General features: G+C 66.9%; 14 protein-coding genes. 3 read left to right on the forward strand and 11 right to left on the reverse strand.

The features are described 5' to 3' along the window. Positions 1-37: 37 nt before the first annotated feature. Genes IAE40_RS09095 through IAE40_RS09105 form a run of 3 tightly spaced genes read left to right on the forward strand, consistent with a single transcriptional unit; the run spans position 38 to position 8764 of the window. Positions 38-3070, forward strand: a complete 3033-nt coding sequence (locus tag IAE40_RS09095) for a porin (RefSeq protein WP_200603060.1) — start codon at positions 38-40, stop codon at positions 3068-3070. 10 nt (positions 3071-3080) lie between these two features. After that, entirely contained in the window at positions 3081-6914 is a 3834-nt protein-coding gene (locus IAE40_RS09100) for a two-partner secretion domain-containing protein (RefSeq protein ID WP_200603061.1), read from the forward strand. 8 nt (positions 6915-6922) lie between these two features. Next, entirely contained in the window at positions 6923-8764 is a 1842-nt protein-coding gene (locus IAE40_RS09105) for a peptide transporter (RefSeq protein ID WP_200603062.1), read from the forward strand. Between the two features lie 149 nt (positions 8765-8913). On the opposite strand, the gene IAE40_RS09110 is transcribed toward IAE40_RS09105, so the two are convergent. From IAE40_RS09110 to IAE40_RS09160, 11 genes are all read right to left on the reverse strand, one after another. Beyond that, the gene (locus tag IAE40_RS09110; RefSeq protein WP_200603063.1) at positions 8914-10407 is read right to left on the reverse strand and encodes a CoA-acylating methylmalonate-semialdehyde dehydrogenase; all 1494 of its coding nucleotides are present in this window, start codon (positions 10405-10407) and stop codon (positions 8914-8916) included. A gap of 4 nt (positions 10408-10411) precedes the next feature. Continuing rightward, entirely contained in the window at positions 10412-10771 is a 360-nt protein-coding gene (locus tag IAE40_RS09115; RefSeq protein ID WP_054894294.1) for a RidA family protein, read from the reverse strand. An 89-nt stretch (positions 10772-10860) separates the two neighbouring features. Next, positions 10861-11652, reverse strand: coding sequence for an IclR family transcriptional regulator (locus IAE40_RS09120; protein WP_054894293.1), 792 nt, complete (start codon positions 11650-11652; stop codon positions 10861-10863). An 89-nt stretch (positions 11653-11741) separates the two neighbouring features. Then, complete coding sequence (locus tag IAE40_RS09125) at positions 11742-12911, reverse strand: NAD(P)/FAD-dependent oxidoreductase (RefSeq protein WP_054894292.1); 1170 nt, start codon at positions 12909-12911, stop codon at positions 11742-11744. After that, positions 12908-14371: a 2Fe-2S iron-sulfur cluster-binding protein gene (locus IAE40_RS09130; protein WP_200603064.1), complete on the reverse strand. Its 1464-nt coding sequence runs from the start codon at positions 14369-14371 to the stop codon at positions 12908-12910. The genes IAE40_RS09125 and IAE40_RS09130 overlap by 4 nt, the downstream gene beginning before the upstream one ends. Further along, positions 14368-15189, reverse strand: a complete 822-nt coding sequence (locus IAE40_RS09135) for an ABC transporter permease (RefSeq protein WP_054894290.1) — start codon at positions 15187-15189, stop codon at positions 14368-14370. Before IAE40_RS09135 ends, IAE40_RS09130 begins: the two co-directional genes overlap by 4 nt. A 4-nt stretch (positions 15190-15193) precedes the next feature. Beyond that, on the reverse strand, positions 15194-16078 hold the full coding sequence (locus tag IAE40_RS09140; protein ID WP_153774146.1) for an ABC transporter permease: 885 nt from the start codon (positions 16076-16078) through the stop codon (positions 15194-15196). After that, the gene (locus IAE40_RS09145) at positions 16075-17157 is read right to left on the reverse strand and encodes an ABC transporter ATP-binding protein (RefSeq protein WP_063546196.1); all 1083 of its coding nucleotides are present in this window, start codon (positions 17155-17157) and stop codon (positions 16075-16077) included. Before IAE40_RS09145 ends, IAE40_RS09140 begins: the two co-directional genes overlap by 4 nt. Before the next feature lie 69 nt (positions 17158-17226). Next, the gene (locus tag IAE40_RS09150) at positions 17227-18258 is read right to left on the reverse strand and encodes an ABC transporter substrate-binding protein (RefSeq protein ID WP_125931366.1); all 1032 of its coding nucleotides are present in this window, start codon (positions 18256-18258) and stop codon (positions 17227-17229) included. 50 nt (positions 18259-18308) lie between these two features. After that, complete coding sequence (locus tag IAE40_RS09155; RefSeq protein WP_197893275.1) at positions 18309-19337, reverse strand: ABC transporter substrate-binding protein; 1029 nt, start codon at positions 19335-19337, stop codon at positions 18309-18311. 114 nt (positions 19338-19451) lie between these two features. After that, positions 19452-20882 (reverse strand): gamma-aminobutyraldehyde dehydrogenase, encoded by a 1431-nt coding sequence (locus tag IAE40_RS09160; protein WP_234465104.1) that lies wholly within the window; start codon positions 20880-20882, stop codon positions 19452-19454. Between the last annotated feature and the right edge of the window lies 1 nt (position 20883).

The raw sequence follows: 20883 nt of genomic DNA on the forward strand, positions 1-20883 counted from the left end.
TTCGCACTTCCTACAAAAACAACAAAAAGAATCTGCCATGACCCGGACTTATCTCGCCGCCTCCGTGCGCCGGGCGTTGCACCCGCGCGCCCTGACGTTCCTCACCGCCGCCGTGCTCGCCGGCCAGGCCCAGGGTGAAACCCTGCCCAGCGCCGGCTCACTGTTCGACACCAACCGCGACAGCTTGCGCCCGGCGCAGCGCAGCCAGCAGCCCCAAGGCAGCGTGCGCATCGAGGCCGAGGACGATCAGCGCCAGGCCCAAGGCAATAATCCGCCGGGCCCCTCGTTCAGCTTCAAGGTCACGGCCTTCAAGCTCACCGGCAACCGCGAGATCAGCGAATCGCGCCTGCAACAGGAATTGCAGAACGACCTCGGCCGCGAACTCCACCTCAACGGCTTGCGTGCCGCCGCCGACCGCATCACCGCGCTGTACCGCAGCCGCGGTTACCTGGTGGCCCGCGCCTACCTGCCGCCGCAGGAAATCGAAGGCGGCGTGGTCACCCTCGAGGTGCGTGAGGGCAAGGTCGGCACGGTGCGCACCGAGCCGGGGCCGGGTGTGCGCCTGAATGCCGGCATGCAGCAGCGTTTCGTCGACGCACTGCCCAGCGGCAGCGTGATTCGCGAGCAGGACATGGAGCGCGTACTGCTGCGCCTCTCCGATATTGCCGGTGTTTCCGTACGCGCGGTTCTGCAACCCTCGCGCCAGCCGGGCGCTGCCGATATCGTGCTGAAGTTGAGCGAGATGACTGCCTGGACCGGCCGGGTCAGTTTCGACAACTACGGCAACTACTACACCGGCAGCAACCGGATGAGCACCAACGTCAGCCTCAACGACGCCTTCGGCTTCGGCGAAAGCCTGTACTTCAACAACCAGGCCAGCTTCGAGGGCCTGGATATCAAGGGCGTGGGCATGCGCTTGCCGCTGGGTGCCAGCGGCATCAGCGTCGGCGCCAGCTACGCCGAGATGGACTACAGCATCGGCAAGGGCCTGAAGACCGCCAACGCCAGCGGCAGCGCCGAGGTTTCGGCACTGTTCGTCGATGCCTCGCTGCTGCGCAGCCGCGACGCCAACATCGGCCTGAACCTGGCCCAGGAACACCGTTACTTCGACGACGCCGCTGGCGCCTTCGAGGTGCGCAAGAGCGCCGTGTTCCGCGGCCTGACCCTGTACGGCGACTGGCGTGACGGCTGGGCCGGCAGCAACCGCTGGAGCCTGGGCTATGGCATCGGCCACCTGGACAAGAACACCCCGCTCGACGCCGCCCTCGACGCGCTGACCGCCGAGGCCGCCGGCACCTACCACAAGGGCACCCTGTCGTTCAGCCGCCTGCAGGCGCTCGGCGGCGGTTACTCGCTGTATGCCGCCATCAGCGGCCAGTGGGCCGACAAGAACCTCGACAGCTCGGAGAAATTCACCCTCGGCGGCCCCAACGGTGTGCGCGCCTACGGGGTCGGCGAAGCGGCCGGTGACGAAGGCCTGCTCGGCCGGGTCGAGCTGCGCAAGTACCTGGGCAACATCCATGGCGCCATCGCCGAAGGTGCGCTGTTCGCCGATGCGGGGCGGGTGAAGGTCAACAAGAAGCCCTGGGACGACAGCGAGAACAGCCTCAGCCGCCACGGCTACGGCGTGGGCCTGAACATCTATCACCGCGACCTGGTGATGAACGCCAGCCTGGCCTTCTCCAACGGCGACGACCCGACCAGCGACGAGCGCGACGCCAAGCGTTTCTGGCTCTCGGTCAGCGGCTCGCCGCAGGCCTTCGCGGGCCTGGCCAAAGACCTCGGCACCCGCGAGGACTTTCGTGACAAGAGCACCGAGCTGACCCTCTACGGCTCGCTGGGCCTGGTGCCCGAGTACGTCGATCGGCGCGACTCGACCCGCGCCGCCCCCGCCGACCAGAGCAAACTGGCCACGCCCAACGGGCGCAACATGAACAGCTACCTGCGTGCCCGCGACAACGTTTCCTATGTCGGTGCCCGTGCCGGTATCCCGATCAGCGACACCTCGCGCTTCCTGTGGCAGCTCGAATACGGCATCTCGGTCAACTACACGCTGTCGGGCGACGAAACCGCGCCCAAGTCGATTTCGCCCAACACCCGCCTGCGCAACTCCGCCGTGGCCTTCGACGACGACCGCTACGGCACCCTGCTCTACGGGGTCTGGGACATGCCGCTCAAGGAGAGCACCACCAGCCTCGATCCGTTCAACGGCAAGACCGCTGGCGCCTATTACAACATCATCGGCTCGCCGGGCTTCAACGTCAGCATGGCCAGCAACGTCAACGGCCCGGCCAGCAGGGCCGACAGCAGCGAAAGCTCCGATGCCGCGTTCAACCGGCGCCAGTCCGGCATGGTCGCCTGGTGGTCGCCGGAGTGGAACGGCCTGACGCTCAAGCTGGCCTACTCCAACAACGGCACCCGCGCCGCCGAAGACGTCGACAACGGCTACCTCTATGGCGGCAGCCTGACCTACCAGAACGGTGGCTTCACTGCGGTGGCTGCGGCCGAGCGCCATGTCGACTATTTCGGCATCGCCAGCCTTGGCCGCAACTCGCGTGGGGTCGGCAGCAACACCCATGTCACCGACGGCACCTCGTCCAACGACTACAGCTACCGCCTGGGCCTGGGCTACCAGATCGGCAATACCCAGCTGTCGCTGGTGGCCGACGAACTGCACTACGCCGAGGACGGCGTGGTGAACAACAGCCTCAACGTCAGCGACCTGTCCGATTACAAGCGCCGCGCCTACATGCTCGGCGTCAGCCACCGCCTCGGCGCCTGGCGCCTGCGTGCCAGCTACGCCCGCGCCCTGGCCGGCGATTGCAAGATGATCTCGGCGGCCGGTTATCAGTGCGACACCAGCGGCATGGGTGCACGCCAGTACGCCCTGGGCGTGGGTTATCGCCTGAGCCGCAACAGCGAGATTTTCGCCCACTACGTGCTGCTGCAGAACGAATCGCTGGCCAACTACAACTTCGCCGTGGTCGGCGCCTTTGCCGCCAGCGGCTACTCGCCGGGCGTGGGCACCACGATCAACGCCATCGGCACCGGCTTCAACTATTCGTTCTGAGGAGACGACCATGCACGCCACCCTTTCCCGTCGTCGCCAACGACCGACACTCAAACCCCTGGCCCTCGCGGTACTTTGCGCCGTGCACGGCCTGATGCCGCAGCACGCCATGGCGCTGGACGCAGGCGCCCTGCCAACGAACGGCCAGATCACCTCCGGCAGCGGCGGCATCAGCCAGGCCGGCAATGTGCTGGACGTGACCCAGAACAGCCAGCAGTTGATCGCCACCTGGGAGCGCTTCAACATCGGCAAGGACGCCCAGGTCAACTTCCACCAGCCCAACGCCTCGGCGGTCGCACTGAACCGGGTGACCGCCAGCGACGCCTCGCAGATCCTCGGCCAGCTCAACGCCAACGGCCAGGTGTACCTGATCAACCCCAGCGGCGTGCTGTTCGGCAACGGTGCATCGGTCAACGTCGGCGGCCTGGTCGCCAGTACCCTGGATATCAACGACGACGACTTCAAGGCCGGTCGCCTGCGCTTCCAGGGTGACGGCCAGCGCGGCGCGGTGATCAACCAGGGCACCCTGCGCGCCGCCGACGGTGGCAGCGTTGCCCTGCTCGGTGGCGAGGTGCGCAACGAAGGCGCGGTGATCGCGCGCATGGGCTCGGTGGTGCTCGGTGGTGGCGAGAAGATTACCCTCGACTACAACGGCGACGGCCTGATCAACCTGCAGGTCGATGAAGCTGCGGTCGGTGCCAGCGTCGCCAACCGCGGCCTGCTGCAGGCCGACGGCGGCACCGTGCTGATGAGCGCGCGCACCAGCGATGCAATGGTCGGCAGCGTGGTCAACAACGAAGGCGTGATCGAGGCGCGCAGCCTGCAACAGCGCAACGGCCGGATTGTCCTGGACGGCGGTGACAATGGCGTGGTCGCCAATAGCGGGGTGATCGACGCCTCCGGCCGTGGCGCAGGCGAGCATGGCGGCAACGTGACCCTGACCGGCGAATACGTCGGCCTGTTCGAGCAAGGCCGCATCGACACCTCCGGCAGCACCGGCGGCGGCACCGTACTGCTGGGCGGCGACTACCAGGGCAGCGGCCCGCTGCACCAGGCCACGGCGACCTACATGGGCGAGAATGCGCGTATCGAGGCCAACGCACTGGGCGACGGCGACGGTGGCAAGGTCATCCTCTGGTCGCGTGACAGCACCCGCTTCGAAGGGGTGATCAGCGCCACGGGCGCCGGCGCCGGCAAGGGCGGCCTGGTCGAGACCTCCGGCAACGCGCTGGACGTCACCGGCCTGGTCAACCTGGCCGCAGCGTCCGGCCAGGGCGGCACCTGGCTGCTCGATCCGTTCAACATCAACATCACCAGCGGCGCCAGCAATGGCACCTCCAGCAGCAGCCCGTTCACCCCCAACGCCGGGCGCAGCTCCAACCTCAGCTCGGCGACGCTCAACGCTTCGCTCAGCGAAGGCGCCAATATCATCGTGCAGACCTCTTCCGGGGCGGGCACCTCCGGTGACATCAACGTCCTGGACAACGTCAAGGCCCGAGGCAATGCCAGCCTGACGCTGATCGCCCACCGCAACGTCAACATGAACGGCACCAGCATCAGCAACGCCGACGGCAAGTCGCTGAACGTCTCGATGCTGTCGAACTTCAACAACAGCGGCAACGGCTCCATCGCCCTGAACAACGCCACCATCAACACCAACGGCGGCAAGCTCACCCTCGGCAGCGCGGCCGACCCGGTCAATGGCTACGCCAGCACCAACGTCAGCAACGGCACGGGCGTGGCCATCAGCAACGGCACGCGGATCACCACCAACGGTGGCGACATCAGCATCCGTGGTGCGACTTCGAGCACCCTGGCATCAGGCGCCAGCGCCACGGCGGTGAACATCTCCGGCAGTACCCTGGATGCCGGTGGCGGCAACATAAACATCATTGCCCGCCAGGCCAGCACCAGCGGCACAGGCGATGCCTTCATCCTCACCGGCGGCAGCAACCTGCTCACCGACGGCGCAGGTTCGATCGCCATCAGCGCCGACAACCTCGGCGGCGGCAACGGCGCGCGGGTGTTCAGCACCAGCAACAACATCGCCGCCCGCGGCGCGGGCAATGTCACCCTCAGCGGCAATGCCGTCTTAGGTTTCGGCGTGCTGGTCTGCTCCACCGCCGCAGGCTCCACGCAGAATCTTTCGGTGGGCAGCGGTACGCTTACGCTCAAGGGCAGCAGCGCCAGCAACCGCGGCCTGTATGTGGCCGCCTCCGGCACCGGCGCGGTCAACCTGCGCGGCGACAACGGCGGGCGCATCGTGCTCGGTGGCGACAGCGGCGGCAGCTATGGCACCGCGCTCAACGTCACGGGCGCCAGCGCTTCGATCAACCTGACCAGCGCTGGCGACATCACCGTCGAAGGCAATACCACTGGCGGCGGCACCCCGGCCCTGGCGCTGATCGCGGCGGGCAACGGCAACGCCAACACACCGGGCTCACGCATCAACATCGCCAGCAGCGCAGGCGACGTGCGGCTCAGAGCCGACAACGCGGTGATCAACACCGGCTCCGGCTCGTTCCGTGCGCTCTACCTGGATGCCAGCGGCGACTACTCGAACATCCGCGTCAACAGCGCCAGCGGCAACCTGGTGCTGGAAGGCACCAGCGCCTCGGGGCGCGGCGTCGACATCGCGCCATCCGGCCGTGGCGCCGCCATCGACCTGGGCAGCGACAGCGGCGATGTGCTGATCAGCGGCACCAGCAGCAACAGCTGGGGCGGCTACGGCATCTTCCTCAACTCCACGGGCAGCTCGCGCGGCGTAGCCATCACCACAGGGACTGGCAACATCACCCTGCGTGGCGACTCGGTCGGCACCTCCGATGCCATCGCCCTGGGCGGCAGCGGCACCGCCTCGACCAACCGCATCAGTTCCAACGGCGGCAACATCCTGCTCGACGGCCACTTCCACTCGCCCAACAACGACGAACTGGACCACGGTATCGCCCTGCTCAGCGTCACCAACATCATCCAGAACACCGGCTCCGGCAATGTCAGCCTGGTCGGCCGCGCTACCGCCGCAGGTGATGCCATCGACTTCTACAGCAGTGGCATCAACCGCCTGAGCGTCGAAAACGGCACCCTCAGCCTCGACGGCAGCGCGGTCGCTGCCCATGGCATCAGCATGCTCACCGGGCAGACCGACCTGCGCGCCACCGGCAGCGGCTCGATCAGCCTCCAGGGCTATTCGCAGCAGGCCAACGGCATCCACTTCTACCCCTCGAGCGCCAGCAGCTCGGTCACCATCGCCACCCAGGATGGCGCCATCAGCCTGAACGGGCGCAGCGACGGCGGCGCCAACGGCAACGGCGTGTTCCTGCGCACCGGGCCCAATGGTGTGATGATCCAGTCGGCAGGTGGCGATATCAGCCTGAGCGGCACCGGCAGCAACGGCGCCACCGGCATCACCTTCAACGGCTCGGGCAGCGGTGCCAACAGCCTGATCGCCGCTGGCCACGGCAACCTGACCCTTACCGCCCGCAGCGACAGTGGCCCGGCGCTGAACTTCGCCAGCGGGAGCAACCTGCTACAGGTCGACGACGGTGTGCTGCTGATCGATGCCGACAGCGACAGCGGCGCCTATATCGTCCACGACACCGACAGCACCACCCTCACCGCCAACGGCGGCGCGGTGGTGCAGCGCCTGGGCGGGCTGGTCAACGCCACGCTGCTCGAGCGCAGCAGCGCCGATGTGCGGGGCTACCAGCAAAAACAGATGGCCAACGCCAACTGGAGCCAGGTGCTCTACCCTGACTACCGGCAAACGCCGTTGCAGCCGCAGCTCGACCAGATCCACCTGGACCTGGCCCTGCTCGGCGACGACACGCTCGCGCAAGACTGAGGCCCGCCATGAACCAGACCCCGTTCGCGCTGGAGCACTTCGAACAGCTCTGCTACACGCGCCAGCACGAGGAGGCGGCGCGCGAGCTGGTGCGCCTGCTGCTGATCATCGACCGCCACTACGGCAAGCTGTCCGGGGAGTTCAGGCTGTCGGTGTCGCCGGCAGTGCCCGAGGACGAACTCGAAGCCCACGTGCTGACGCGCCTGACCTGCGCGATCAGCGCGCTGTTCAGCGATCCGCAGTTCCAGATCAGCCCCGGTGGCTTCGACCAGCTGATCAACTTCCAGCGCTGGCTGTCGGCGCTGTTCGCCGCCAGCGCCTTCATCAACGCCGACCACATCCTGCGCACCCTCAACCTGCACGGCCAGGGCAGCCAGCGCTTCGAAGTGGCGCCGGAACAACGGGTGAAGTTCTGCATCCTCTATTCGCCGGAGTCGCAGCTGCCGCTGGATGTGGAACTGTTGTGGACGCAGAACCCGCAACTGGCGATGGCGCTGTTCATGGCCCTGCTGTCGCCGCGCTTTCTCGGCACGCCTGCGGCGCACTCCAAGCGCGAGGCGCTGCTGGCCTGGCTGCCCGAACGGCTGGACAACCTCGACAGCCTCGATCAGTTGCCGCTGGCGATCATCCACGACGTGTACATGCACTGCAGCTACGCCGACCTGCCGCAGCGCCACCGCATCAAGCGTTCGATCTGCCGCCTGATCGAGCGCAAGCTGGACGCCGAAGGCATCGCCTCGCTGCCTGCGCCAGCCAACACGCGCCAAGGCAAGCCGCGCATGCTGGTAGTGCTGGAATGGTTTTCCGGTGCTCATTCGATCTACCGCACCCACTCGCGCACCCTGGAAGCGGCCCGTGAGCATTTCGAGCTGTGGGCAGTCGGCTATGCCAGCAATGTCGACGAACTGGGGCGCAAGGTGTTCGACCGCTTCATCGAACTCAAGGCCCCGGACGACCTGCTCGCCTGCGTGCGCCAGGTGCGCAGCCTCGCCGAACAAGCGCGCCCGCAGGTGCTGTACATGCCCAGTGTCGGCATGTTCCCGCTCACCCTGTTCGTCGCCAACCTGCGCCTGGCGCCGTTGCAGGTGGCCGCGCTCGGGCACCCGGCGACCACCGGCTCGCGGCATGTGGACTACATCAGCGTCGAGGAGGACTTCGTCGGCGACCCGGCGTGCTTCAGCGAGCGCCTGCTGCTGTTGCCCAGCGACGGCCAGCCGTACCGCCCCTCGGCGATCGAGGTCAGGCTCGGAGCCCGCGAACGCCTCGACAGCCCCGAGGTGGCCATTGCCGTGGCGGCCACCACCATGAAGCTCAACCCGAGATTTCTCCAGGCCTGCCAGCAGATCGTCGAGCGCAGCCGCGAGCGCCATGGCCGCCGCGTGCGCCTGCACTTTCTCATCGGCCAGGCGCAGGGGTTGCTCTATCCGCAGCTGCAGCGCCTGATCCGCCGCTATGTCCCGGATGCCGTAGTGCACCCACACCAGCCTTATGCGCAGTACCTGGACACCTTCGACCGTTGCGACCTGTTCCTCAGTCCGTTTCCGTTCGGCAACACCAACGGCATCATCGACGCCTTCACCTTGGGGTTGCCGGGGGTGTGCAAGACCGGGCCGGAGGTGTTCGAGCATATCGACGAGGGGTTGTTCAGGCGGGCGGGGTTGCCTGGGTGGACCATTACCGCGACGGTGGAGCAGTACATCGAGGCGGCAGTGCGCATGGTGAGCGAGCCGGCGCAGCGTGGCGCGCTGTATGCGCATCTGGGGAGGGGAAAGCCGTTACAGCGGTTGTTCGAGGGCAGGCCGGAGATTTTTGCCGAGCATTTGCTGGCGTTGCTGGCGTGCCGTAGCTGAGTGTTGTGGTGGCCTGACCGGCCCTTTCGCGGGCAAGCCCGCTCCCACATGAGCTGCCCCCCAAAAGTGGACGGGTGTCCAACATTTGAGGGGCTGCTCATAAACCTGTAGGGGCGGGCTTGCCCGCGAAAGCGCCAGTCAGATCATCCTCAAAGGCTAGGGAACGCGAACTGCGACGCCTCGTGGCTCTTGCGCTGCGGCCAGCGCTGGGTAATCGCCTTGCGTCGGGTATAGAAGCGCACGCCATCCGGCCCGTAGGCATGCAGGTCGCCAAACAGCGAGCGCTTCCAGCCACCAAAGCTGTGGTAGCTCACCGGCACCGGCAACGGCACGTTCACACCCACCATGCCTACTTCGATCTCGTCGCAGAACAGCCGCGCAGCTTCGCCATCGCGGGTGAAGATGCAGGTGCCATTGCCGTATTCGTGATCGTTGATCAGTTGCATGGCCTGCTCCAGGCTCTGCACGCGCACCACGCACAGCACCGGCCCGAAGATCTCCTCCTGGTAGATGCGCATCTGCGGTGTCACCCGGTCGAACAAGGTACCGCCAACGAAGTAACCGTTCTCGTTGCCCGCCACCGAGAAACCGCGACCATCGACCACCAGCTCGGCCCCTGCCGCGACACCGTCGTCGATATAGCCCAGCACCTTGTCGCGTGCGGCCGCCGTCACCAGAGGGCCCATGTCCAGGCCGCACTGGGTGCCGGCACCGATCTTCAGCGCCTTGATCTGCGGCTGCAGCTTGGCGATCAGCGCATCGGCGACCTGGTCGCCCACGCACACCGCCACCGAGATCGCCATGCAGCGCTCGCCGCACGAACCATAGGCCGCGCCCATCAGCGCGTTGACTGCATTGTCCAGCTCGGCATCGGGCATCAGCACCGCATGGTTCTTCGCCCCGCCCAACGCCTGCACGCGTTTGCCGCGCTTGGTGCCTTCGGCATAGATGTATTCGGCGATTGGCGTCGAGCCGACGAAGCTCAGGGCCTTGACTTCCGGTGCTTCGATCAGCGCATCCACCGCTTCCTTGTCACCATGCACCACGTTGAGGATGCCCTTGGGCAGGCCAGCCTCATGCAGCAGTTGGGCGATGAACAGGGTCGAGCTCGGATCGCGCTCCGAGGGTTTGAGGATGAAGGCGTTGCCGCAGACGATGGCCAGTGGGTACATCCACAGCGGCACCATCGCAGGGAAGTTGAACGGGGTAATCCCGGCCACCACGCCCAGGGGCTGGAAGTCGGACCAGGCGTCGATGTTCGGCCCGACGTTGCGGCTGTACTCGCCCTTGAGAATTTCGGGCGCAGCACAGGCGAACTCGACGTTCTCGATACCGCGCTTCAACTCGCCGGCGGCATCCTCGAGGGTCTTGCCGTGCTCTTCGCTGATCATCTGCGAAATACGCGCCTCGTTCTGCTCCAGCAATTGCTTGAAGCGGAACATCACCTGCGCGCGCTTGGCCGGGGGCGTGTTACGCCAGGCCGGGAACGCGGCCTTGGCCGAATCGATGGCCGCCTGCACGGTGGCACGGTTGGCCAGTTCGAGTTGATGGATGACCTGGCCGGTGGCGGGGTTGAACACCTCGGCAGTGCGCCCGCCGCTGGCGACCGACTCGCCGTGGATCAGATGCTTGATCGTCGCCATGACCTTACTCCTTGACTGCGGCCTGAACGGCGATTTCAACGAGGATGTTCTCGGCGGCAAGGTTGGCCTCGACGGTAGCGCGGGCTGGCAGTGCATCCTTCGGTACCCAGGCGTCCCAGGCAGCGTTCATTTCGGCGAAGTCCTGAACCGCATGCTTGAGCCACACCTGGGCGAAGAGGATGTGCGACTTGTCGGAACCGGCCTCGGCGAGCAGCTCGTCGATGCGCGCCAGCACCTGGGCGGTCTGGCCACGCACGTCCTGGGTACGGTCGGCCGGGACTTGGCCGGTGACATAGACGATGCCGTTGTGCACGAGGGCGTGGCTGAGGCGGTTGTTGTTGGGCTGGAAACGTTGGATGGACATGGTTGGCTCCTGGGGTTGGGCTGGTTTTTGGGCAAAGCGGTGCCGTGCAGGAGCGGATTCACCGCTCCCACAGGGCTTCACAGGGTTTTTCAGGTCAAAGGGCGCAGGCTGCGCACGGCACTGGCAATCGAACGCGCGGTGTTGATCACCTTCGGCGCCAGGTCCTTCCTGGCTTCCTCCAGGCTCCAGCGCCCCAGCGGCACGGCGACGTTGACAGCGCCCAGCGGGTAGCCATCGGCATTGACCACCGCCGCCGCCACGCTGATGTCACCGACGTAGTACTGCTCGCTGGCGAAGGCATGGCCGTCCTTGCGCGCATTGGCGATGATCTCGCGCAGGCGCTCGCGGTCGGTCACGGTGCTGGAGGTGTGCGCGATCAGCTGCGAGGCATCGAGGATGGCCTCGCTCTCGCGCTCCGGCAGCGCCGCCAGGTAGGCACGGCCGGCGGCGGTGCAGTACATCGGCAGGTGACGGCCCAGTGGCACGTGGATCGGGATCTGCTTGTGGCTGGGGAAGCGCGCCACATAGAGCATGTCCATGCCGCAGGGCTCGAGCAGGTTGCAGCTCTCGCCGGTGTCGCGGTTGAGCTCGTGCAGGTAGGGGTTGGCGCGCTCGACCAGCTCGCTGGTCTGCAGGTAGCCCGAGCCCAGGTCGAGCGAGCGCGGGGTCAGGCGATAGCGCTTGGTCACGGCATCCTTGGCCAGATAGCCGAGGGTTTCGAGGGTGTACACCGAGCGCTGCACCGTGCTCTTGTTCAGGCCCGTGGCTTCGGCCAGCTCGACCAGGTTCATGCTCGGCCGGCCACTGCGAAACGCAGTGACGACCGCCAGCCCCTTGGACAGGGCGGTGACGAACAGGGGCGATTCTTCAGCGGCGCTCATGGCGTTCGATCCTTTTTTGACAGCTCTGAGGGAGGCAACCCGGACGGCCGGCTCGGCCGCCGCGAAAGGATGCTCCCATTCACGGTTGTTCATTCGAAATGACTCAGCACGATGCCCGGCTCGACCACCGGACGCCCTTGTACGAAGCGCTCGACAGCGAAGGGTTTCATGCGTTCGTCCACCGTCCCTTCGACGATGGCCCTGGCCAGCAGCTCGCCGGCCGCCGGCGCCCCGGCATGGCCGTAGCACCAGCCGGCACTGACGAACAGCCCCGGCAAGGCGGGATGCGCCCCCAGCAATGGCCCGAAATCGGGCGAAATGTGGACCAGCCCGGCCCACTGGCGAAGGATACGCGCCTGGCCCAGTTGCGGGAACATCTCCATGTAGGCCTTGGCGGTCGCCGCCATCACCGGGACGTCGGCATTGAGGGTGTCCTGCGGGCGCTCGGCCACCTCGGCGCCGCCCACCACTTCGCCACGGGCGGTCTGGTGCATGTAGCAGAGCCGGTCGAGCAGGGCCACGGCCGGGCCGATCAGCGGGCGGGTCGGTTCCAGGGCCATGGCTTCGAGGCGCATCGGGTAACCCTCCAGCGGCACCCCGGCCATCTGCGCCAGGGCATTGCTGTTGGCGCCACCGGCCAGCACCACGACGTCGGCATCGATGCGTTGCTCCCCTACCCGCACGCCGCTGACGCGGCCCGCGCTGCGGTCGATGGCCGCGACCGGCGTGCGATAGCGCAGGGTCACGCCCAGGCGCTCGCAGGCCTTGTGATAGGCATGCATCGCCGCATGGTGCGGTGCCACGCCGCTGCCCGGCAGATGCAGGGCGGCGCTGACCCGTTCGTGGGCCAGGGCCGGCAGCACCCTGCGCAACTGTGCCGGGTCGAGCAGCTGCGAATCGATGCCGCATTCGCGGTGCACTTCGCGGGTACGGTGCAGCAGTTCGGCGGTGGCCGTGCGCTCGCCGATCATGCTGTAGCCGCGCATCGAGTACATGACGTTCTCGCCCAGGCGCCGCGACAGGCCATGCCAGAGCTGGTTGGAGTAGGCAAAGAAGCGCGTCCACTCCACCGAGCTGAAGGCACCACGGATCAGGGTGCCGTTGCGCCCCGACGCACCGCCCTGCCAGTAGCCGGCATCCAGCACGAGAATGTCGCGCACGCCGCGCTCGGCCAGGTTGAACGCCAGCGACAGGCCTTGGATGCCGGCGCCGACGATGAGGATGCTGCAGCGCTTGGGCAGCGGGGCTTTCAGGTTCATTGCAGAGGCTCCACGACGTCGCAAAGACCGGCGGCCTGGGCCACGGTCAGGGCCCGGCGCGGCGGGCGCAGGGTCGGTCGGGCCAGTTGCAGCAGGGGCACGCCGAGGCGCCCGGCGACGTAGGCTCGCAGCGAGTCCCAGCACGGTTGGCCCTGGCACGGGCCCATGCCGCAGGAGGTCAGGCGCTTGATCACCTCCAGGTCGTCGATGCCTTGCTCCAGCAATTCATCGACCTCGCGCCCGGATACGTCGAAGCACGGACACAGCAACACGGCAGCATCCTGTGCGGGCGCCAGCGCCGGGTCCGGTTCGGCGGCGCTGCCTGCGCGGCGTAGCGAAGAACGCGCACCGACCAGTTGCAGCCGCCCACTGGCCGAGGCCTGGAAGCTCAGGCTGTCGTCGAACAGCCCGGGGCCGGCCAGCACCAGCGCATCGCAGGGCTGCAGGCGCTCGAGTTGTACAGCCCTGACCCGGTTGTGCCCCACGACCCGCTGCAGCTCACTGACCTGGGCCACGGCCACCACCTGCACCCCCAACTGGCGCAGGCGGTTGGCCAAGGCCTGCTGTTGCCCGTCGCCAAGCACGACCACCGATTTGCCCGGCGCAATGCGGCGGTCGCTGGCCAGTGCCAGGGCCGTGCGCGCATCCATCACCCCGGGCAGCCAGGCACCGGCGACCAAGGTCGGCACCACCCTGCGCCCGGTGGCCAGGATCACCTCGCCGGCCTCCAGCGCCACGGCGCCGCGTGCAGAATCGATCGGTGCGCCGAGCAGCAGCCGACCTTCACGGTAGGCACCGAACACCTCCACCCCGAACAGGCAGCGCACGCGCGGATCGAGCGTCGGCAGCGCTGCACCGGCTTGCCGGGCATAGCGCGCGGGCGACTCGCCACGGGACACCAGCAGCACCTCGCGCCCCTCCTGCACAGCGCGGTTGGCCGCTGCGCAGCCAGCAGGCCCGGCACCGATCACCAACACCTCGGCTTGCAGCCGCTGGCCTGGCGGAGGTGGGCCGGCGAAGCCCTGGTCGGCGGGCTCGGCCACCCCGGCCAGGAACGCCAGCAACGCCTCCCAGTGCTGGAACAGTCGGCCGCCACTGGGCACCAGGTTGCTCTGTTCGAAACCGCCCTTGATCCAGCCGGACGGCACCAGCCGCGCCAGGCGCAGCAGGTCGAAGCGTGGGCTCGGCCAGCTGTTCTGCCGACTGACCTGCATGCCTTCGCGCACCAGGCACTGGTCCAGGCGCACGTTGGGTACGCCATCGACACGCGCCAGCACGCCCGTGGTGTAGAGCCCCGACAGGCCCATGGGCCGGTGCGCCTTGCGCGTCCAGGCCAAGTCGCGAATGCCGTTGGCCAGCAGTGCCTGGGCGACGCTGTCGCCAGCCAGGGCCTGCAGCCGGCGGCCATTCCAGCTGAAGCTCAGCGGCGCGCCACTGGCGCCTGGCAGGCGCAGGCTCATGACTCGCTCCGGCGCTGGGCGCGACGCTGCGCAGTGAGGCTGACCGCCAGCATGATGATCGACAACAGCGTCATCAAGGTGGCGACCACGGCGATCAGCGGATCGATCTCCGAACGCAGCGAGCTGAACATGCGCTTGGTCAGGGTGGCACTGTCGCCGCCGCTGATGAACAGCGAGATCACCGCCTCATCCAGCGACACGGCGAATGCCAGCATGGCCGCAGACACCACCGAGAAGCGGATCTGCGGCAGGGTCACGTCGAAGAATGCACGCAGGCGGCTGGCGCCAAGAATGCAGGCGGCGTGCTCCTGGGTCATGTCGTAGCTCTTGAGCCCGGCGCCGACGTTGATGATCACGTAGGGCAGTGCCAACAACGTGTGCGCCAGCACCAGCCCCGGAATGCTGTTGTTCAGGTCGAGCCGCGCATAGACGAAGAACAGGCCGATGGCGATGAAGATCGACGGTACGATCATCGGCGCCATCATCAACCCGCGCAGCACACCCAGGTAGCGTTGCTGGCTGTTGTGCAGGGCGTAGGCCGCCGCGGTGCCCAGGGTGGTGGCCAGGATCATGGTCAGGGTCGCGGTGATCAGCGAGATGCGCGTAGCGCTCTGCCACTCGATCGAGGCGAAATAGCTGAAGAACGGCTGCAGGCTCAGCGACTTGGGCGGAAAGCTCAGGTAGCGCGCATCCGACAGCGACATCGGCAGCACGATCAGGGTTGGCGTCAGCAGGAACACCATGATCGCCAGCACCAGCAAGTACAGCCAGGCGCGGCGGGCGGCCAGGCCCAGCCAGTGGTTCAGGGGTCGGTTCATGGCTTCACTCGCTGCGCCGGCCCAGGCCGGCGATCTTCTTGACGATAAACAGGATCAGCAGGGTGGCCACCAGCAGCACCACGCCCAGCGACGAGGCAGCGCCCCAGTTGGCGTACATCGACACATCGCTCTCGATGCGCATCGACAGCATCTGCACCTTGCCGCCACCGAGCAGCGCCGGGGTCACGTAGAAGCCCAGGCTGAGCACGAACACCAAGGTCGCGCCCGCAGCCAGGCCCGGCAGCGACAGCGGCAGGAACACATCGCGAAACGCCCGCACCGGCGATGCGCCGAAGGTCGAGGCCGCCTGCAGGTACAGCGGGTTGATGCTCTTCATCGCCGCATACAGCGGCAGCACCATGTACGGCAGCATGATGTGGGTCATGCCGATCACTGTGCCGGTGAGGTTGTGCACCAGCGCCAGCGGCGTGTCGACGATGCCCAGCGAGGTCAGCACGTCGTTGACCAGGCCGCGCCGCTGCAGCAGCACCAGCCAGGCGTAGGTGCGCACCAGCAGCGAGGTCCACAGCGAGATCAGCAGCAGCGCCATCGCCAGGCCCGCCAGGCGGCGCGGTGCGTGGACCATGAAGTAGGCGTAGGGATAGCCGAGCAACACGCAGACCACGGTGACGATCAGGGCGATCTTGAAGGTCTGGGTGAACGCCAGCACGTAGATCGGTTGCAGCAGGCGCGTGTAGTTCTCGGCGCTGAGGTTGCCATCGGCATCGAACAGCGACAGGCCGAACAGCCAGCCGATCGGCAGCACGAAGGTCACCAGCACCAGCAGCAGCGCCGGCAGCATCGGCGAGAGCAGGAACCAGCCGTGGCGCTTGCCCGCGCGTTGCAGGGCCTGGCCATGCAGCGCGCCTTGCAGGTTGAGCGCAGTCATGCCGAGTCCCCCACGATCAGGCTGTCCTGCGGGTGCAGGCCGAGCACCACGCGATCGCCACGCGTTGGCAGGCGGTCACCGGAGGAGCTGCGCGAGGGGCGGCGGATCGACACCTGCGTGCCCTCGCCCAGGTCCACTTGCAGCAACTGGCTTTCGCCCTGGTAGATGACGTCGTGGACCTGCCCACGGAACAGGTTCAGGCCCTGCTGGCCGTCATCGACGAAGCGCAGTTTCTCGGGGCGCAGGAGGATGCTCGGGTTGTTCAGGCAGCCTTCGCTGAACACCGCCTGCAACGGCTGGTCACGGAACCACGCCCTGCCCTCGCGCATGGCCACCGGCAGGAACGACGACTCGCCGACGAACTCGGCGATGAAGCGGTTGGCCGGGCGTTCATAGAGGCTCTCGGGGGTGTCGATCTGCTGGATCCGGCCTTGGCTCATCACCGCGATGCGGTCGGACATGGTCAGTGCCTCGCGCTGGTCGTGGGTGACGTAGACCACGGTCATGCCCAGGCGCTCGTGCAGGCGGCGGATCTCCAGCTGCATGGTTTCGCGCAGGCGTTTGTCCAGCGCCGACAGCGGCTCGTCCATCAGCAGGATCTTCGGCTCGAAGACGATCGCCCGGGCCAGGGCGATACGCTGGCGCTGACCACCGGACATCTCGTCGATGCGCCGCCCGACCAGCTTGTCCAGTTCGACCATCTCCAGCGCCTCGCCGACCCGCTTGCGGATCTCGTCACGGCTGTAGCCGCGCAGCTTCAGCGGGTAGGCGACGTTCTGGAACACGTTCATGTGCGGGAACAGTGCGTAGTTCTGGAACATCATGCCCAGGTCGCGCTTGTGCGGCGGCTCGAACACCATTTCCCGCCCGCCGAAGCGGATGCTGCCGGCGTCCGGGCGCACGAAGCCGGCCAGGGCCATCAGCAAGGTGGTCTTGCCCGAACCGGACGAGCCCAGCAGCGACAGGAACTCGCCGCTGCGAATGTTCAGGGAGACGTCGTCGAGCGCGGCAAAACTGCCGTAGGTCTTGGTGACATGCTCGATGTCGATGGAGGTCGAGAGCTTCGTATCTTCAGACATGGTCAGACTCGGGGCCGCAAGCGGCACGGAACACGGGTTATGACGCGGGCCAGCACGGCCCGCCTCGTCCTAGTGGGCGATGAACAACTCGAAACGCTGCTGCACCGCCTGCTGGTTCTGCACCCACCAATGCGGGTCGATCTTCGCCACCTTGGCAATGTTCTGCGGCGAGGTCGGCAGACGGCTGGCCTGCTCGGCGCTGATCAGGCCGATCTCGTAGGCGCGGCTGTTGACCGGCGCGTAGGGGATCAAGGTCGCCAGCGTCGCCTGGCTGGTCGGCTGCATGATCTGGTTGATCACGCGCATGGCCAGGTCCTTGTTCTGCGCACCGCGCGGCACGATCAGGCAGTCGTAGCTGAGGATGGCGCCATCGAAACTGTAGTCGACCGCATCGTCGGACTTGGCCACCTCGGCCACGCGCCCGTTCCAGATCGCCAGGAAGTCCACCTCGCGGCTGCGCAGCAATTGCGCCGAATCGGCACCGGCGCTCCACCAGTTGACGACCTGCGGCTTGATCCGCTCCAGGGCCTTGAACGCGCGGTCGATGTCCAGGGGATACAGCTGCGCCGGGGCCACGCCATCGCCGATCAGCGCGGCCTCCAGCGTTTGCCAGGGCTTGGTGTACATGGCCCGTGCGCCTTTGACGTTGGGGTCGAAGAACGCCTGCCAGGTCTGGGCCACCGGCTTGCCGGTGTCTTTGGCCCAGGCCACCACCGAGGCGTAGGCATGGCTGGCGATCCAGTTGTTGCCGACCACGGCCGGGTCGATGTCGCGGGTGTCGATCAGGCTTTTGTCCAGCGGCTCGGACAGCCCTTCTTTCTCGGCCTGCACGCAGTCGGTGATGCCTAGCTCGACCAGGTCCCACTTCGGTTTGCCCGACATCACCTGGGCGCGCACGGCGGCCAGGCCGTTCATGTTGTCTTCGCGGATGGCAATGTTCAGCGCCTTGGCGGCAGGTTCCAGGTACGCCTTGCGCTCGGCGTCCTGCAGGGCGCCACCCCAGCCGGCGAAGGTGATACCGCCGTCGGCATGTGCGGTGGCAGCGAACAGTGCGCTGGCCAGCAGGCTGAACGCAGCGCCTTTGATCATGTGTTTGTGCATGTGCTTTTCTCCAGGTGCGCGCCCGTTCGCAGCGGGCGCGGAAAGGTCGATCAGTTCTGGATGAACAGGTCGAAACGTTGCTGGAGTTCGGCCTGGCGACCTTGCCACCAGGCCGGGTCGAAGAAGGCCACCTTGTCGACGTTGGCAGGTGCCGTGGGCAGCTTGCTGGCCAGCTCCGCCGGGATGATGCCGGTGTCGAAGGCTTTGCTGTTGACCGGCGGATTGGGGATCAGCGTGGCAAGCATGGCCTGGCTTTGCGGCGACATGATCTGCGCGATCAGCTTCATGGCCTGGGCCTTGTTCGGCGCGCCCTTGGGCACTACTACGCAGTCATAGTCGAGCAGCGCCTTGTCGTAGGTGTAGTCCACCGGCTGGCCGGCCTTCTTCAGGTCTTCGACACGCGAGGCCCAGATGGCCAGGAAATCCACCTCATGGCTGCGCAGCAGCTGCGCCGAATCGGTGCCGCTGCTCCACCAGTTGACCACCTGCGGCTTGATCCGCTCGAGCACCTTGAAGGCGCGCTCGACGTCCAGCGGGTAAAGATCCTTGGGCGCCACGCCGTCGGCCAGCAGGGCCACTTCGAGCGTGGTGAACGGGTTGCGGTACAGGGCGCGCGGCCCCTTCACGGACGGATCGAAGAAGTCTTTCCAGGTCTGGGCCTTGGCGGCATCGCCGTCGGTGCTCCAGGCCAGGACCGTCGAATAGGCGTGGCTGGCGATCCAGTTCTTGCCGTAGAACCTGGGATCGACGCCCTCGGTCTTGATGACCGAGAAGTCCAGCGGCTCGGTCAGGCCTTCCTTCTCGGCCACCATGCAGTCGTTGGAGGCCAGCTCAACCACATCCCACTTGGGCTTGCCGGACATCACCTGGGCGCGTACCGCCGCCAGGCCGTCCATGTTGTCTTCCTTGACGGCGATGCCCAGGTTCTTCGCCGCGGGCTCCAGGTAGGCCTTGCGTTCGGCGTCCTGCAAGGCGCCACCCCAGCCGGCGAAGGTCACGCTTTCGGCCGCGTGGGCCTGCCAGGTGCACAGCCCCAGCAATACCGCCACGGTGCCTGCACGCCATTCGAATCGTTTCATGTTCAACCCCTGCATTTGTTGTAGTTAGACAGTTGGCGAAACGTCTGGACATCCAGTCCTGCAGTCATCCCTGCTTGTTGTTGTGTTCTTGTGTTCTTGTGTAGTTGCCCGGCCTCAGCCGATGTCGATCATGATGTGCCGCACGCTGGTGTAATCCTCCAGACCGTACAGGCTCAGGTCCTTGCCGTAGCCCGACTGGCGCAGCCCGCCATGGGGCATCTCGGTGGCCAGGGTCATGTGCTGGTTGACCCAGACACAACCGTACTGCAGTTGGCTGGCGGTGCGCATGGCCTTCTTCACATCGCGCGTCCATACCGAGGCCGACAGGCCGTATTCGCTTTCGTTGGCCCAGGTGAGCACCTGCTCTTCATCGTCGAACGCCGTGACCGACACCACCGGCCCGAACACTTCCTTCTGCACGATCTCGTCGTCCTGGCGCACACCGGCGATGACGGTCGGCTGGAAGAAGAAGCCCGGGCCATCGACAACCTTGCCGCCGACCAGCACTTCGCTGTGCGCCAGCGCCGCAGCACGCTCGACGAAGCCCTGCACGCGCTCTTGCTGGCGGCGGCTGATCAGCGGGCCGAAGTCGCTGGCCGGATCTTCCGGGTGCCCGGTACGCAGGGTCGAGACCTCGGCAGCCAGTTGTTCGAGGAACTGCTCGCGCACCGACTCGGCGACATACACGCGGCAGGCTGCGGTGCAGTCCTGCCCGGCGTTGTAGTAGCCGCCGGTACGCATCGTGCGCACTGCAGCCGGGATGTCGGCATCGGCGAACACCAGCACCGGCGCCTTGCCACCCAGCTCCAGGTGGGTACGCTTGAGGTTGCCGGCAGCGGCGCGGACCACGGCCTGCCCGGTGGCGATGTCACCGGTGACCGAGACCATGCGCACCTTGGGATGGGCGCTGAGCTGCGCGCCGAGGGTGGCACCGCGCCCGGAGAGAATGTTGACCACCCCGCGCGGGAAGATCTCGGCACACAGCCGCGCCAGGTACAGGGCGCTCAGTGGCGTCAGCTCGGACGGTTTGAACACCACGGTGTTGCCGGCGGCCAGGGCCGGGGCCAGCTTCCAGGCGGCCATCAGCAGCGGGTAGTTCCACGGCGCGATCAGCCCGACCACGCCGAGCGGGTCGCGACGGATCATGCTGGTGCTGCCGGCGACGTATTCACCGGCGGCGCTGCCCGGCAGGCAACGCGCAGCCCCGGCGAAGAAGCGGAACACATCAGCGACCGCCGGCACTTCGTGGCCAATCGCCTTTTGCAGCGGCTTGCCGCAGTTCTGGCTTTCCAGGGTGCCGAGCGCCTGGGCGTCGGCTTCGATGCGCTCGGCCAGCTTGAGCAGCAGGTAGCCGCGCTGGCGCGGTGGCGTGCGCGCCCAACCGGTGAAGGCACGCTCGGCGGCATCGACGGCGGCATCCAACTGGGCCGGCGAGGCATCGGCCAACACATGCAGCACACGCTCGTCGGCTGGCGCCAGGATCGGCGACTCGTCGCCCTGCCCGCGCACCAGCTCACCGTCGATAAGGTACTCGCTATAGATCATG

The sequence above is a fragment of the Pseudomonas sp. S44 genome (assembly GCF_016624805.1).
GTDB lineage: Bacteria > Pseudomonadota > Gammaproteobacteria > Pseudomonadales > Pseudomonadaceae > Aquipseudomonas > Aquipseudomonas machongensis.

Excerpts from the sequence above, each read along its gene's own strand:
- IAE40_RS09100 (WP_200603061.1), top strand. The coding sequence starts at position 3,081 with ATGCACGCCACCCTTTCCCGTCGTCGCCAACGACCGACACTCAAACCC.
- IAE40_RS09120 (WP_054894293.1), bottom strand. The coding sequence starts at position 11,652 with ATGAGCGCCGCTGAAGAATCGCCCCTGTTCGTCACCGCCCTGTCCAAG.
- IAE40_RS09150 (WP_125931366.1), bottom strand. The coding sequence starts at position 18,258 with ATGCACAAACACATGATCAAAGGCGCTGCGTTCAGCCTGCTGGCCAGC.
- IAE40_RS09130 (WP_200603064.1), bottom strand. The coding sequence starts at position 14,371 with ATGAGCCTGCGCCTGCCAGGCGCCAGTGGCGCGCCGCTGAGCTTCAGC.
- IAE40_RS09115 (WP_054894294.1), bottom strand. The coding sequence starts at position 10,771 with ATGTCCATCCAACGTTTCCAGCCCAACAACAACCGCCTCAGCCACGCC.
- IAE40_RS09155 (WP_197893275.1), bottom strand. The coding sequence starts at position 19,337 with ATGAAACGATTCGAATGGCGTGCAGGCACCGTGGCGGTATTGCTGGGG.
- IAE40_RS09105 (WP_200603062.1), top strand. The coding sequence starts at position 6,923 with ATGAACCAGACCCCGTTCGCGCTGGAGCACTTCGAACAGCTCTGCTAC.
- IAE40_RS09145 (WP_063546196.1), bottom strand. The coding sequence starts at position 17,157 with ATGTCTGAAGATACGAAGCTCTCGACCTCCATCGACATCGAGCATGTC.
- IAE40_RS09095 (WP_200603060.1), top strand. The coding sequence starts at position 38 with ATGACCCGGACTTATCTCGCCGCCTCCGTGCGCCGGGCGTTGCACCCG.
- IAE40_RS09110 (WP_200603063.1), bottom strand. The coding sequence starts at position 10,407 with ATGGCGACGATCAAGCATCTGATCCACGGCGAGTCGGTCGCCAGCGGC.
- IAE40_RS09135 (WP_054894290.1), bottom strand. The coding sequence starts at position 15,189 with ATGAACCGACCCCTGAACCACTGGCTGGGCCTGGCCGCCCGCCGCGCC.
- IAE40_RS09125 (WP_054894292.1), bottom strand. The coding sequence starts at position 12,911 with ATGAACCTGAAAGCCCCGCTGCCCAAGCGCTGCAGCATCCTCATCGTC.
- IAE40_RS09140 (WP_153774146.1), bottom strand. The coding sequence starts at position 16,078 with ATGACTGCGCTCAACCTGCAAGGCGCGCTGCATGGCCAGGCCCTGCAA.
- IAE40_RS09160 (WP_234465104.1), bottom strand. The coding sequence starts at position 20,882 with ATGATCTATAGCGAGTACCTTATCGACGGTGAGCTGGTGCGCGGGCAG.